Below are 14,984 nucleotides of genomic sequence, written 5' to 3' on the forward strand. Positions count from 1 at the left end.
TTCCACCCCACTGGCCCGATGCCTGCAGTGCTCTTTGAGGTCCGAATGGTTCCGACGCCGCCACGCGATGCCTACTACACCCTGACCAAAGCCCTGATCTCCATCGGAAGGAAAAACGGATTCCTGCTGGTCGACCAGCTCAACGACTTCCTCCCCGATACTGCTTCCAATCCTTCGGATCTGGAACAGATGATGGGTTTGTTCGCCCGTCTGGGCGTGGGCATCGGCGCCACCGAAGAAGAGGCCCAAGCCGCCCGCGAGGCCATCGAGCCTGAATTCATCATGGTCGAAGGTGGCGGGAAGGGTGACAAGGACCTCGAAGTCGAGATCGACAGCCCCGACAGCGACAAGTTCAACGATCCGGTTCGCATGTACCTCAAGGAGATGGGCACGGTGCCCCTCCTCAAGCGGGAGGACGAGGTCGAGATCGCCAAGCGCATCGAAGTGGGCGTCCGCAGCGTCATGCGGGCCCTCTCCCGGTCTCGTCTGGCCGCCAGCCTGCTCATCGACATCGGCAAGATGCTGAAGGAGAACCCCGGCAAGATCCGCGAGGTCGTGGGCCTGTCCGACGAGGTGGACGACGACGAGGATGCCGAGAGCACCTCCGCCACCCAGCACGTGCATCACCAGTTCGAGAAGCTGCTGGTCTACGACCAGGCCCTCCAGGACCTGCTGGAGTTGAAGCTCCAGGTGGACGCCGGCACCAAGACCCTGCCCAAGAAGCGCAAGCTGGACCGCGAGATCCTCCACGCCCGGGCCCGGCTCTCCCGCCAGATCCGCAAGCTGGGCCTCAACAGCCTCGCCGTCACCCGCCTGATCGACCGCATCACCCACCAGCACAGCCAAGTGATGGCCGGCGAGCGGAAGTGCCGCGAGCTGCGGGATCGCCTCAAGAACCCCGCCTTCGCCAAGCTCAAGGACCGCTACAAGGACGAGCTGGCCCACATCGAGAAGACGCTGGAGGACTTCTTCGAGAAGTACGAGACCACCAGCGACTACTTCCACAAGGATTTCAACGGCCTCAAGGCTGCGGAAAGCATCAGCCGCGGCGCCAAGGCCGAGCTCATCGAAGCCAACCTGCGCCTGGTGGTCAGCATCGCGAAGCGCTACACCAACCGCGGCCTGCAGTTCCTGGACCTCATCCAGGAGGGCAACATCGGCCTCATGAAGGCCGTGGACAAGTTCGAATACAGCCGCGGCTTCAAGTTCTCGACCTACGCCACCTGGTGGATCCGGCAGGCCATCACCCGCGCCATCGCGGACCAGGCCCGCACCATCCGCATCCCCGTGCACATGATCGAGACCATCAACAAGCTCATCCGCACCCAGCGCGAGCTGGTGCAGAAGCTGGGCCGGGAGCCCTCCAGCGAGGAGATCGCCCACGCCATGGACATGCCCGTGGGCAAGGTCCGCAAGGTGATGAAGATCGCGCAGGAGCCCATCTCCCTCGAAACGCCCATCGGCGAGGAGGAGGATTCCCACCTGGGCGACTTCATCGAGGACAAGACCGTGGTCTCCCCCGTGGAGCAGGTCGTGCAGCAGCGCCTCAAGGAGACCGTCCGTAACGTGCTCAACACCCTCAGCGAGCGCGAAGAGCGCGTCCTCCGCATGCGCTTCGGCGTGGGCGACGATGGCTCTGAGCACACGCTGGAGGAAGTGGGCAGCGAGTTCGCCGTCACCCGCGAGCGCATCCGCCAGATCGAATCCAAGGCGCTGAGGAAAATTCGCCACCCGCGCTATTCCAAGACGCTCAAAGCGTTCCTGGGCTGACCTGCCTGTGCCATCCAAGGGCCCTCCGGGGCCCTTTCCTTTCCACCCGCCCACCTTCCCGGACCCCCGTGACCGACGCCAAAAGCAGCCCCTTCGCTCCGCTCCGCAGCCACATGTTCCTCGCGATCTGGATCGCGGCCATGGCTTCGAACGTGGGCACCTGGGTCCAGAGCGTGGGTGAGAAATGGCTCATGGCGGAGATCACCCGGTCCCCGCTGCTCATGAGCCTCATCGAGACGGGCGCCACCCTGCCCATGCTGGCGCTGTCCATGCCCGGCGGCGCCATCGCCGACATCGTGGACCGGCGGCGGATGCTTCTGGTCACCCAGACCTGGATGCTGCTGGCCGCCGCAGCCATGGCCATCCTGTCCGCCCTCCACCTGGTGACTCCCGGCGTGCTGATCGGCATGTCCCTGTTGCTGGGCGTGGGGGCGGCGTTGAATTCCCCGGCCTGGCAGGCCTCGGTACCCGACCTGGTCCCCAAGGACCAGATCGCGGCCGGGGTGGTCCTCAACAGCGCCGGCTTCAACGTGAGCCGGGCCGTGGGTCCCGCCCTGGGCGGCCTCGTCGTGGGCCTGTTCGGCGCCACCTGGGCCTTCGCCCTCAATGCGGTCTCCTTCGTGGGCGTGCTCATTGTCCTGAAGGGTTGGAAGCGGCGGCCCGTCACTACGGACCTGCCCGCGGAACGGTTCAGCGCGGCCATGAAGGTGGGCCTGCGGTACACCTGGCACAGCAAGGAGCTGCAGATCATCCTGCTGCGCGGCGGCAGCTTCGTCTTCTTCGGAGGCCCGATCTTCTCGCTGCTGCCCACCCTGGCGATCCATCGGCTCCAGCTCGGTTCCACCGCCTTCGGCCTCCTGCTGGGGTGCATCGGCGCCGGCGCGGTGGGTGCCACGCTGGTGCTGCCGGCCCTCCGGCGGAAATACAATCCCAATGTCCTGATGGCCGGAGCCACGGCCACCTTCGCGGCCGGTCTGCTGGTGCTGGCCTTCGTCGCCCATACCCTGTCGGTCGGCCTGGCCCTCCTGGTGTGCGGGGCCGGCTGGCTGACAGTGCTGAGCACCTGCAACACCGGCGTCCAGCTGTCCGTGCCCTCCTGGGTCCGGGCCCGGGCCCTGGGCGTCTATATCACGGTCTGGGGCGGCGCCATGGCGGGCGGAGCGGCGTTCTGGGGCGTGGTGGGCGAGCGTTGGGGCATCCATGTCGCCTATGCCGCCGCGGGCCTCGGCATGCTGCTGCTCCTGGCCGCCACGGCCCGCCTGAAGATCCGGGCGCTCCACCAGCCGCCGGACCTGAGTCCCCATCACCTCGAACCCCACTCGCCCGGCCCCATCCATCCCGACCAGGGACCGATCCTCACGGTGCTCGAGTACCGGATACCCGAGGCCCGCAAAACCGCCTTCCAGGAGGCCATGCGGGAAGTCCGTCGCATCCGCATCCGGGACGGGGCCGTGCGGTGGTCCCTCTTCCAGGACCTGGTGCCACCCGATCCAGGCCAGCTCCGGTTCGTGGAGAGTTTCCTCAGTTCCAGCTGGGGAGAGCACCTCCGCCAGCACCATCGCGCCACCGTGGAGGATCGCGCCTTCCTCCGGAAAGCCTATGCGCTCGGGGCGGAGTCGCGCCCGCGGATCCGCCACCTGGCGGCGGCCTGGGAGGACCAGAGCTCCATCCTGGACCGCATCCTGGAATAGGCCACCGGGACGCTAGGAGCCGCGAGCGGTTTCGGTCATGCTGGTTCCATCGCTTCGGAGCCCGTGCCCGTGCTTTCCAAGGACCAGACCCTGGGGAAATACCAGATCCTGGACCGCCTCGGCTCTGGCGGTTTCGGAGCCGTGTATCTCGCCATGGACACCTGGGTCAACCGCAAGGTGGCTCTGAAAGTCCCGCACCAGCAGCAGGATGAGATCGTGGACCTGCTGAAGGAGCCCCGCATCATGGCGGGCCTGAAGCATCCGAACATCGTCGAGCTCATCACCGTCGAGCGGAAGAACGGGATCTTCTTCATGGTGCTCGAGTATGTCGAAGGCGAAAGCCTCGACCGGCTCATCCGCCGCGACCGCACCCTGGCCCCGACCCGGGCCCTCGAGATCGGCCTGGACGTCTGCAGCGCCATCGCCTTCGCCCACGGCCACCAGATCCTGCACCGGGACCTGCGCCCCGCCAACATCCTCGTGAACCGCGAGGGGGTGGCCAAAGTCACGGATTTCGGCACCTCCCGGGTGCTGGAGTTGCAGCATGTCCCCTATGCGCCCACGCGCATCGGCTCGCCGCCCTACATGGCCCCCGAGCACTTCCGGGGCCGGGCCGTCTTCCAGTCCGATCTCTGGTCCCTGGGCATCACCCTCTACGAGATGCTCACGGGCACCGTTCCCTTCTACGACGCGGATCCGCTCAAGATCGCCCAGGCGTTCACCAGCCAGCAGATCATGGCTCCGCACCTCCGCAACCCCATCGTCCCCAAGGCCTTCTCCGAAGTGGTGATGAAGGCCTTGGCCGTGAACCTGGGTGAGCGCTACCTGTCGGCCCAGGCCTTCCTGGAGGCCCTCCGTCGCCTCAAGGACAGCGTGGCCCGCGAGACCCGCCCCCTGGGCACAGCCGTGCTCTCCACGCACAGCTCGGGCCCCCACCCCACCCTGCGCGCCACGACCCAAGCCCGGCTCTGCCGCTTCTGCTACCGGCCGCTCTCCCGCATGGCCACAACCTGCCCCAGTTGTGGCGAGAAGAACGAACGCTGATGGTCTGGCATCCGACCAAGGAAGCCGTGCAGCGACTCTGGGGCCGCCGCTGGGTGCGGCGCGTGTCCTATGTCCTGGTGGCCGGCACCGCCACCGTGACCATCGTCCCCTGGGTGGCCACGCGCCCCGCGGTATTGCGCTGGACCATCTCCAAACTGGATGCCCTGGTGCGGGACGAGACCGGGCTCTCCCTGGAGGTCGGTCAGCTGGAGATCCACCCCCTCTTCGGCTCCGCCTCCATGCGGGACGTGCGGCTGGGCGGCGATCTGCTCACGGTGCGGAAGGTGGAGGTCCAGGCGGACCTCACCTCCCTGCTTGGCTCCAGCCCCCACGTCTTCTCGATCCGGGTGGAGGGCCCCCACCTCCGCCTCACGGAGGCCGGCCTGGGGGCCATCCACCTCAAGGAGCATCCGCCGCGCAAGAAGCCCCTGCCCCAGCTGCGCCTGGATCTGCTCAGCATCACCGGCGGCGAGATCGAGATCCCCGAGCCCCTGCGGGGGCTGCCTCCCCTGCGCTACCAGTTCGACGTGAAGGCCACGGGGCCGAAGCCCAACCAGCTGCGGGTGGACCTTGCGGGCCCGCGCCTGATGGTCAAGGGTCCCAAGGGCTGGGAGCGGGGCCGCCTGGACCTGAACGGCGAGGTCTCCGAAGCCTTCGTCGACCTCAAGGAGGGCTACCTGCGCCTCGGCGAGAGCCAGCTCCGCCTGCACGGGCGTTTTGATGCGAAGACCCCCCTGCGACCCGAACAGGTGGAAGCCCAGGTCGCGGGAGTCGTGGCTCTCCCGCAGGCCGCCCACTGGGGTGGCCTCGCCCGGGCGCCACTCGGGGGCAACCTCGACCTGACGGCCACCATGCACGGCTCGCTGAAGGATCCCCGGTGGACCGTCAGCGCCGAGGGCACTGGACTCCAGCCCTCCGAGGGCTCCCTCGCACCCGGCAGCCTCGACCTCCGCGGCAGCGGCAGCCTGGAGGGGTTCCAGCTGAGCCACCTCCGCTGGCGCTCATCCCAGGGGGAGATCTCACTGGAAGGTGGCTGGTCCTCCAAGACCCCGGCCAAGGGGACGCTGACGGGTCAGGGCCTGGATCTCGAAGTGGTGGGCAGACTCCTGCGGGTGGCCGAACTCCAGGGCGTCCGCGGTGAGCTCCGGGCCCAGGTGGAGGGCCCGAAGGACCCCGCCTCGCTCCGGCGGCTGGACCGCTGGCAGGGCTCCGTCCAGTTCGGGCTGACCCAGCGCGGGCAGGAGGCGGGGAGCCTGCATGCCACGCTGAAGAACGGCCAGGCCACGCTGGACCAGTTCCGCCTAGATCTGGAAACCCTGAAGGCCGAAGGGACTGGCTGGGCCGAACTGGGCCCCCGCGGACTGGTCCGCCTGGGGGCCGAGGGCCGGACGGAGGTGGGGGCCGACCAGGTGGCCCGGGCCCTCCGGACCTGGAAGGTGGTGGACCTCGACATGGAGGGGCAGACCCGAGCCCAGGCCAAGGTCCGCTGGAGCCGCGGCACCGGCCTGGAACTGGATGGGTCGGGCGAGGTGACCCGGCCCCGCTGGCACGGAGCCCAGGCGGACAGCGTCCAGGCGAAGATCCAGATCCGGGATGCCGACCTGAAGATCACGGACATCGAGCTGAAAAAGGGCGAGGGCGCCGGGGGCGGCGAGCTCTGGCTCACCTGGGCGCGGACGGCCCCAGGCCAGAAGCAGATGGACATGTGCTACACCGCGTTCCGCCTGCCCGTGGCGGAGGGGCTCAAGGCCGCAGACCTCGGCGACCTGCCCATCACCGGCACCGGCGGCGGATGGGTGCGCCTGCAGGGGCCCTATGACCACATCCTGATGACCGGGACCGCTCAAGTCGAATCAGGTGAGGTTTACGGCATCAAAATTCCAGCGGCCTCCTCCGACTTCGCCATGGACCTGGACACCCTCCGCCTGCGGCTGGACGATGTCCGGATCGGCGAGCGCCCGGATCTGCTGGGCGGTCCCGGGACCGAACCCGACGGGGCCCTCGCCTTGAAGGGAAAGGCCGACTTGGACCTCCAGGGCTGGACCTGGCGGGTGGACCTCGGCGGCCATCTGGATTCCCAGCTCCTGGCCCTGCCCGGGCCCCGCATCCAGTCCCAGCTGGAGGTCCGGCTGCTGGGGCCCATCACCAGCCCCTTCGGGGCCCTGGACCTGCCCGAAGGCCAGGCCACCCTGAGCCGGGGCCGCGTCTTTTTCGAAGGCCGCAGCGTGGAGGGCCTCGAGGCCTTCGTGAACCTGGAACGGGGCCGGATGGAGGCGCGTCTGGGCATCGAAGGCAGGGCCCACCCCCTCGTGGAAGCCCAGGTCCGGCAGGATGGATCCGAGTTGGCCGGGCGCATGACCCTGGCGCTGTCCCCGGACAGCGCGCCGACGGACATCCTCGCCCGGAGCCTCACGGAGGACCTACTGGAGGACCTGACCTTGGAGGCCGTCGCCCAGGGTCGGTGGAATGGCCGGACCCTGAGCTGGACGGGAACCTTGAATCGACTGGCCGCCCAGTTCAGCGCCTTCGAGTTGCATCAGGTCGCCCCTTCCGCCCTCCGGGGAGATGCCGCCGGCGCAGAGGTGGCCATTGCCCTGGAGGGCGGCGCCCGGAATGCGGCAGATGCCGCGCTGGCCCAGGCGGCCGGCCTGCGGCTGTCCGGCAGGCTGCCCTTCTCCACCACCGCTCCCCTGGCCCTCCGGATGCAGGGCACCGCCAACCTGGCCCACCTCAAGGCCATCTTCGACCGCGTGATGGAGGTGGATGAATACAACCTACTCTCGGAATTCAGGGTCCAAGGGACGAGCACCTTCAACCTCCTGGCCCACGGAACCTATGGTGATCCGCTGCTGGACGGCACCCTCTCCCTGGAGAAGGGCCAGCTGAACCTGAGGGGCTATCAGGGTGTCGAGGACCTTCAGGCCGAGGTGGTGTTCAAGGACCACGCCGTCTCCATCCCGGTGGACAAGCCGCTCAGGGGCACCCTCGCCCATGGCGACCTGGTGGTGTCCGGCGGCATCGCCTGGCGGCTGGGCGGCCTGGACACCTACTCCCTGAAGGCCTCCCTGGCCAACTTCCAGCTGCGCGATGTGCCGGAAGGCCTCGACCTCCAGGGCACCCTGCACGCCACCCTGGAGGGCAATGAAGAAGCCGGCCTGCTCAAGGGCAGGCTCCGCGCCGACCGGTTGAACTACCAGACCGAGGTGAAGCTGGCGGACCTGATCCTCCGCAGCGCCCTCAGCGACAGCGGCGGACTGGTGGGCCTGGACCTGGACGACCCCCTGGATCGCATCCGGCTGGACCTGGACCTCGACCTCCGCAGTCCCTGGAGCTTCGACACCAACCTCCTCAAGCTCGAGGGGCGCACCGAAGGACCGTTCCAGGTGCTGGGCACCCTGGCCCACCCCGCCCTCAAGGGCACCCTGATCTTCCAGCCCGGCGGCCGCATCACCAACATCTTCCCGGCGGGCGACATGGTGGTGACCCAGGGCTCGCTCCGCTTCTCCGAGTCCCGGGGCCTGGATCCGAACATCAACCTCCAGGGCAGCGTCAGTTCCATCCCGGGCTACACCGTGAACCTGGACATCCGGGGAACCCTGAGCAACCTGACCATCGTGCCCAGCTCCACGCCGAGCCTGCGCCAGGATGAGATCGTGGCCATCCTCATCAACCCCGGCAACGTGGCCAACGTCGGCACCGCGGGCGCCTCCTCCGGCGCCACCCAGGGCGCCATCACCTCGGGGATCGCCAGTGCGGGCTCCGGCCTGATCTCCACCCTCGCCTTCGCGCCCTTCCAGGAGCAGCTGCGCCGGACCCTGGGCCTGGATCGCGTGAATGTGGCCGTGCGCACGACCAGCCTGGGCACCACGGAGACGGAAGTCACCATGGGCAAGAGCGTCAATCTGTTCGGGCAGCGCAGCGCCTTCGTCGTGTCCCACCGGAAGAGCGGCGAGCTGAGCATCACCTCCGGCCAGATGGAATGGCGCTTCGGCGACTTCATCCTCCAGCTCGGCGCCAGCAAGGGCGCCGGGGCAGGACTGAACCCCTCCGGGGAGATCCGGCATTCCTGGAGCCCCAAATAGGCGGCGGGCGGTAGGCTGGTGCGTGGAGATGAGCATGATCACCGTGAAGTGCTTCGCCCGCTATCGCGCCCTGCTGGGCTTCAGCGACCTCGCCTTGCCCCCGGCCCCGACCTTGGGCGACCTGCTGGCGGATCCCCGGTTCGCGGACTTGCCCAAGGACGCCCTGCTGGCGGTGAACCAGAGCTTCGCCGACCGGAACGCGCCTTTGGCCGACGGCGACGAAGTGGCCCTCATGCCTCCGGTCTCGGGAGGCTGATCAGCCCTCCCGGCGGATCTCCAGCACTTCCCCGCCGCTGAGCCGCAGCAGGTCCTGGAAGCCCGGTTCCCGCCGGAGGCGATCCTCTGGGCGCTCGGTCCCGGCTCCGGGCTGGGCCTCGTCAAACCGGATCTCCAGCTCCCTCAGCCCCGGAAGCACCGCCGCCAGGGCCGCCAGCACATGGGGATTGGCCTGTTCACGCTCCAGGTCCTGGAGGGTCTGCCGCACGTTGCCCGGGAACCGGAACCGGAGGACCGGCGGTTCCCACCGCAGGTCGGTGGCCATCTGGGGCGCAGTGCCGAGGACGCGCAGGCCAGGCACGGCCCGGAGCGCTTCGCTGCACGCCATGCGCAGCTGGGGCGGGGCGGGCGGCCCCGGAGGCAGGGGCGCGTGGGCCCGAGCCGGGGCCTGGGTCTGCGGGGCGGCCGGCGGAACCCTGCGAGGCCCCTCAGGCGCCGGCGCGGCCTGGGGGGCCCTGGAAGGGACCGGCGGCGGGCTGGCGGGGGGCGGTCCCGAGGACCGGGCGACGGCACCTGATACCAGGGCATCCAGGGGCGCCAGATGCGGCAGCTGGGCCGCGGTCACCAATGCCAGCTCCACCACCACCCGGGGCAGGCTGCTGTCGCGCAGGTCCCGTTCCCGGCTCAGCAGAAGCTGGAGCATGCGGGCCCAGCGCAGCAGGTCTTGGGGCCCTCGGGCCGCCCGGGCCTCCTGCTCCAGCCGGTCGCGGAACGCCAGCACCAGCTCGCGCCAGAAGGTGGCCCAGTCGGCGCCCTGCTCGTTCAGCTCGCGGCAGGCCTCCACCAGGGCGGCGGTGTCGCCGATGGCCAGGGCGGACATCACACCCTGCACCAGGTGGGCGCTGACGATGCCGAGCTGCTCGCGGACGGCCTCCTCCAGCACCTTCCCATCCCCGGCGGCGATGACGCGGTCGAGGATGGTGAGCGCGTCGCGCATGGAGCCCTGTCCCGCCTCGGCCACCAGGCGCAGGCTGTTCCCCTCGGCCTCGACGCCCTCCTGCTCGCAGACATGCTTGAGGCGGCCCTCGATGAGGCCCACGGGGATGAGGCGGAAGGGGAAGATCTGGACGCGGCTCTTGATGGTGTCCGGCACGTCCTGGAGTTCCGTGGTCGCCAGCACGAAGATGGCGTGGGGCGGCGGCTCCTCGATGACCTTCAGCAGGGCGTTGAACGCCTCGGTGCTGAGCATGTGCACTTCGTCGATGATGTAGACCCGGTAGCGGCAGAAGGCGGGCCGGGTCTGCACCTGCTCCCGGAGGGCGCGTGCATCGGCTACCGAGGCCCGGCTGGCCGCGTCGATCTCGACGATGTCCAGGCTGCTGTCCGGCTGCTCGGCGGCCCGGCAAGGGTCGCAGACACCGCAGGGCGTGGCCGTGGGCCCCTCGGCGCAGTTCAGGGCCCGGGCCAGGATGCGGGCCGTGCTGGTCTTGCCCGTGCCCCGCACGCCGGCGAAGAGGTAGGCCTGGTGGATGCGCCCGCTCTCCTTGGCCCGCTTGAGGGCGTTGGCCAGCGCCTTCACGCTGCCTTCCTGGCCCACCAGGTCGGAAAGCAGGCGCGGACGGTACTTGAGGGCGAGGGTGGTCATCGGAAGTCCAGTCTCCCACAAGGTCCCTGCGACCGTCAGGGGCTATAAGCGCGCCTGATGACCCCATACGCCGTTTCAAAGCCAAAGATTCCGTGATTCTCGATAGGATGGCTTGATCCCAGAAGGGAAAGACATGCTTGAGGGATCGCAATCCGAGCACAGTGCCTGCGGGGTCGGCTTCATCGCCAGCCGGACGGGTGTGGCCAGCCGGGACATTCTCGAGGATGCCATCCATGCGCTGAAGTGCGTGGAGCACCGGGGCGGCTGTGCGGCCGACCAGATCAGCAGCGATGGCGCCGGCGTCATGGCCGACATCCCCTTCGAAATGCTCGGCTACCTGCCTGGCGACATCGCCGTGGCCAACCTCTTCCTGCCCCAGGACTCCGGGCGCCTGCGCCAGTCCCTGGACATCTTCGAAGCCACCTTCGCCTTCTTCGACCTGAACGTGCTCGCCTACCGGGAGATCCCCGTGGATCCCTCCGTGCTGGGCGAGGAGGCGCGGCGCTCCCTGCCCACCATGCGCCAGGCGGTCCTGCGCCGTCCCGCCCAGTGCCGCACGGACGCCTCCTTCGACAAGCTGCTCTATTCGGCCAAGCAGGTGCTCCGCACCAAGCTGGTGGAGCAGGGCATCCAGAACGAGGTCTTCTTCGCCTCCCTGTCGGCCCGCACCATCGTCTACAAGGCCCTCACCCGGGCCGCCGACCTGGACCGCTTCTACCTGGACCTGCGCGACCCGAGGTTCATCACGCGGTTCGCCATGATCCACCGGCGCTTCAGCACCAACACGCGCACCTCCTGGGACAAGGCCCAGCCCTTCCGCCTGATCGCGCACAACGGCGAGATCAACACCATCGCCGGCAACCGCTCCCGGGCCATCTCCCGGGAGATGTCCATCGGGCTCAAGCCCGACCAGCTGGTGACGCACGGCTCCATCAGCGATTCCGGCAGCCTGAACGAGATCGCGGAGGGCCTGCACTACCGCAGCAGCATCCCCCACATGGAGGACATCCTGGCGATCATGATGCCTCCGGCCGAGGCTCAGAGCGCCTTCTACACGTTCTGGAGCCGTGCCATGGAGCCCTGGGACGGGCCCGCCTTCCTGGTCTACTCCGACGGGAGCAGCGTGGGCGCCCGGCTGGATCGCAACGGCTTCCGCCCGGCCCGGTGGGCCATGACGGAGGACCGCTTCTACCTGGCCTCCGAGGCAGGCTCCTTCCCCGTGGACGAGGCTGCCGTGTGCCGCAAGGGCATCCTCTACGCGGGCACCGGCGTCACCCTGGATCTGGGCACGGGACGGGTCCATTTCCGCGATCCGGGCCGCTCGCGCGAGCACCGCGACGCCACCTTCGACGCCCGGACCCGGCCCATCGGCTCGCTGCCCGGCGCCGAGGCCGCCGGGCCGGTGAGCGTGTTCAAGAAGACCCTCTTCACCTGCTCCCGCGAGGAGCTGGAGAAGATCCTCTATCCCATGGCCGCCACCGGCAAGGAGGCCATCGGCTCCATGGGCGACACCGCCCGGCCCAATGTCTTCTCCTCCGAGCCCCGTCCCTTCTTCGACTACTTCTACCAGCACTTCGCCCAGGTCACGAATCCGCCCCTGGACTACATCCGCGAAGGCAACATCACGGACCTGAGGGTGTTCCTGGGCCGCGCGCCGAACATCTTCTTCCCCAAGGACCTGCTGCCCCTGAACGAGGCGCTGGAGCTGCCCCGGCCCATCCTGGACCTGGGCCAGATGCGGTTCCTGGAGCGCATGCAGAGCCTGCGGCCCTCCGAATCCCACATCATCCCCCGCACCTTCCCCATGGTCTTCCGGCGCGACGACGGCGTGGCCGGCTTCCATGCCGCCATCGAGCAGCTGGCCTCAGATGTGCGGGTGGCTGTCGAGCAGGGCACCAGCGTCATCATCCTCAGCGATCGGGAGGCCAGCGTGGAGCGGCCGCCCATCCCGGGCCTCATCGCGCTGCGCGCCGTGGTCCACACGCTCAACGAATCGGGCCTGCGCCTGAACGCCTCCATCGTCATGCACACCGCGGAGGCCCGCACCTCCCACCACCTGGCCGCCCTCATCAGCTTCGGCGCCTCGGCGGTCTGCCCCTACCTGGCCCTGGAGATCGCCCGCCAGGACGAACACCCCACCTTCAGCGCCCTGAGTCCGGATCAGCGGGAGCGGAACTTCGTCAACGCGCTGGAATCGGGCCTCCTCAAGATCATGGCCAAGTGCGGCATCTCGGTGGTGCAGAGCTACATGAGCGCCAAGCTCTTCACGGCCGTGGGCCTGGGGCCCGAGCTGATGGAGACCTTCTTCCCAGGCCACGCCAGCCCCCTGGGCGGCATCGGCTACGAGGAACTGGCCGGCGACGTGCTGCGGAAGACCGGCCTCGCGGCCCAGGCCGGCTTCATGGACCGGCTGCTGCACACGCACCAGTTCCGCGAATCGCCCCGGGCGGGCGAAGGCGAGCACCACGGGCTGACCTCCGCGCGCGCGCGCCTGCTCCATCGCCTGGTGGAACTGGATCCACACACGCCCGAAGCCCAGAGCCTGTACCAGGAATACCTCGCCTCCCTGAAGGTGGACGAGCCGATCAACCCGCGCCACCTGCTGGCCTTCCGGCCCGCCTCGGCGCCCCTGCCCCTGGACGCGGTGGAGGACGCCTCCGCGATCCTCCGGCGGTTCGGCGCCGGCGCGATGTCCTTCGGGGCCGTCAGCGCGGAAAGCCAGCGCGACCTCATCCTCGCCATGGAAGCCGTGGGCGGGCGCAGCAACAGTGGAGAGGGCGGCGAGAACCCCTTCTACTGGACCGATGGGATCACCGCCTCCACCAAGCAGGTGGCCTCCGCCCGCTTCGGCGTCACGGCCGAGTACCTGGTCTCCGGCGAGGAGATCCAGATCAAGGTGGCCCAGGGCGCCAAGCCCGGCGAAGGCGGCCAGCTCATGCGCGTGAAGGTGGACGCCACCATCGCGAAGGCCCGGTTCTCGCTGCCGGACGTGGACCTGATCTCGCCGCCGCCTCTGCACGACATCTACAGCATCGAGGATCTCAAGGAGCTCATCCACGAGCTGCGGCAGGTCCACCCCGGAGCGAAGATCAGCGTGAAGCTGGTCTCCGGCACGGGCATCGGCACCATCGCCGTGGGCGTGGCCAAGGCCGGGGCGGACATCCTCTACGTCGCCGGCGGCGATGGCGGCACCGGCGCCGCTACACTGGGCTCCATGAAACATGCGGGCCTGCCCTGGGAGTTGGGCCTTGTGGAGGCCCACCAGGCCCTGCGCGAGAACCAGATGCGGGAGCAGGTGGAGCTGCGTGTGGACGGCGGACTCCTCACGGGCAAGGACCTGGTGACCGCGGCCATCCTGGGCGCCGAGGGCTTCGAGTTCGGCAAGCTGCTGCTGGTGGCCGAAGGCTGCATGATGGCCCGCATCTGCGAGAAGAACACCTGCCCCGCGGGCATCGCCACCCACGATCCCAAGTTCAAGGCCCGCTATTCGGGAAGCCCCGAGGCCATCCAGCGCATGCTCATCCACCTGTCGGAGGATGTGCGGCGCCACCTCGCCTCCCTGGGCGTGGCCTCCCTCGCCGACCTGCAGGACCGGGTGGACCTGCTCCAGGTGGCGCCGGATCACGCCGCCTTCGTCCGGGACCGCAAGCTGGACCTGGCGAGCTTCCTGGATCCGCGCCCCGAAGGAGCCGGCTCCAATCCCCTGCCCTTCAACCAGGAGGGGGTGGCTCCCCTGAACCAGCAGATCCTGGACGACGCCCAGCCCTTCCTGGCGGAGGGCGGCCCCCATCACCATGTCTACGCCATCACCACCAGCGACCGGGGAACCCTCGCCACCCTCTCCGGCGCCATCGCCCGTGGCATGCGCGAACATCGCCTCCGCGGAGAGGATCCGGCCGTGCGCGGGACGCTGCGTCTCGACTTCACGGGCAGCGCAGGCCAGGGCTTCGGCGCCTTCCTCACGGAAGGGCTTGATGTCCGCCTCCAGGGCGAGGCGAATGATTCCGTCTGCAAGTCCATGTCCGGCGGCCGGGCGGTCCTGGTGCCGCATCCCAAAGCCTCCTACACCGCCGAGACCAATGCGATCCTGGGGAACGGGGCCCTGTATGGCGCCACGGGCGGAACCCTGCTGGTCCTCGGCCTGGCCGGCGACCGCTTCGCGGTCCGCAACAGCGGCGCCTCCGCCGTGGTCGAGGGCGCGGGACACCATGCCTGCGAGTACATGACGCGAGGCGCCGTGGCCATCCTGGGCCCCGTCCTCACCAATGCAGGAGCCGGCATGACCGGTGGCTGCCTGTTCCTGCGCCGGGAACGCGGCGAGCAGGTCAACCGCGACTACCTCGCCGTCATTCCCTGGCGGGCTGAGGAAGAGGCCATCTTCCGCGGGCTCCTCGAAACCCACGCTGCTGAGACGGGAAGCCGGACCGCCGCGGCCCTGCTCGAAGACTGGCCCACGGCGTTGGCCGCCTTCGCTCCCTTCGTGCCCGTGGCCGTCGCCCGGCAGCTGACCCAGGCCGGCTGATCCACCCAGCCCCC

The 14,984-nt window shown here is 69.0% G+C and carries 7 protein-coding genes; 6 read left to right on the forward strand and 1 reads right to left on the reverse strand.

Going from position 1 to position 14,984, the window contains the following annotated elements; all coding sequences use genetic code 11:
• Nucleotides 1-45 precede the first annotated feature (45 nt).
• From rpoD to MLE43_RS02415, 5 genes are all read left to right on the forward strand, one after another.
• Nucleotides 46-1,770, forward strand: a complete 1,725-nt coding sequence (gene rpoD / locus MLE43_RS14970) for an RNA polymerase sigma factor RpoD (RefSeq protein ID WP_338029047.1) — start codon at nt 46-48, stop codon at nt 1,768-1,770.
• Between the two features lie 68 nt (nt 1,771-1,838).
• Nucleotides 1,839-3,461 (forward strand): MFS transporter, encoded by a 1,623-nt coding sequence (locus MLE43_RS02400; protein WP_243301360.1) that lies wholly within the window; start codon nt 1,839-1,841, stop codon nt 3,459-3,461.
• Between the two features lie 63 nt (nt 3,462-3,524).
• The gene (locus MLE43_RS02405; protein ID WP_243301361.1) at nt 3,525-4,505 is read left to right on the forward strand and encodes a serine/threonine protein kinase; all 981 of its coding nucleotides are present in this window, start codon (nt 3,525-3,527) and stop codon (nt 4,503-4,505) included.
• Entirely contained in the window at nt 4,505-8,587 is a 4,083-nt protein-coding gene (locus MLE43_RS02410) for a translocation/assembly module TamB domain-containing protein (protein WP_243301362.1), read from the forward strand. Before MLE43_RS02405 ends, MLE43_RS02410 begins: the two co-directional genes overlap by 1 nt.
• 34 nt (nt 8,588-8,621) lie before the next feature.
• Nucleotides 8,622-8,843: a MoaD/ThiS family protein gene (locus tag MLE43_RS02415; RefSeq protein WP_243301363.1), complete on the forward strand. Its 222-nt coding sequence runs from the start codon at nt 8,622-8,624 to the stop codon at nt 8,841-8,843.
• Here MLE43_RS02415 and dnaX read toward each other — a convergent pair whose 3' ends face one another.
• Nucleotides 8,844-10,448 (reverse strand): DNA polymerase III subunit gamma/tau, encoded by a 1,605-nt coding sequence (gene dnaX, locus MLE43_RS02420; RefSeq protein WP_243301367.1) that lies wholly within the window; start codon nt 10,446-10,448, stop codon nt 8,844-8,846.
• 133 nt (nt 10,449-10,581) lie between these two features.
• Here dnaX and gltB point away from each other — a divergent pair, with 133 nt between their 5' ends.
• A complete protein-coding gene (gene gltB, locus MLE43_RS02425; protein WP_243301369.1) occupies nt 10,582-14,970 on the forward strand; it encodes a glutamate synthase large subunit in 4,389 nt (1,462 codons plus the stop codon).
• The last annotated feature ends 14 nt before the right edge of the window (nt 14,971-14,984 follow it).

Source organism: Geothrix oryzisoli, assembly GCF_022808865.1.
In the GTDB taxonomy this organism is placed as follows: Bacteria; Acidobacteriota; Holophagae; order Holophagales; family Holophagaceae; genus Geothrix; species Geothrix oryzisoli.

Coding starts and splice junctions, on each gene's coding strand:
- rpoD (WP_338029047.1), top strand. CDS start 46: ATGGTTCCGACGCCGCCACGCGATGCCTACTACACCCTGACCAAAGCC.
- MLE43_RS02410 (WP_243301362.1), top strand. CDS start 4,505: ATGGTCTGGCATCCGACCAAGGAAGCCGTGCAGCGACTCTGGGGCCGC.
- dnaX (WP_243301367.1), bottom strand. CDS start 10,448: ATGACCACCCTCGCCCTCAAGTACCGTCCGCGCCTGCTTTCCGACCTG.
- gltB (WP_243301369.1), top strand. CDS start 10,582: ATGCTTGAGGGATCGCAATCCGAGCACAGTGCCTGCGGGGTCGGCTTC.
- MLE43_RS02415 (WP_243301363.1), top strand. CDS start 8,622: ATGATCACCGTGAAGTGCTTCGCCCGCTATCGCGCCCTGCTGGGCTTC.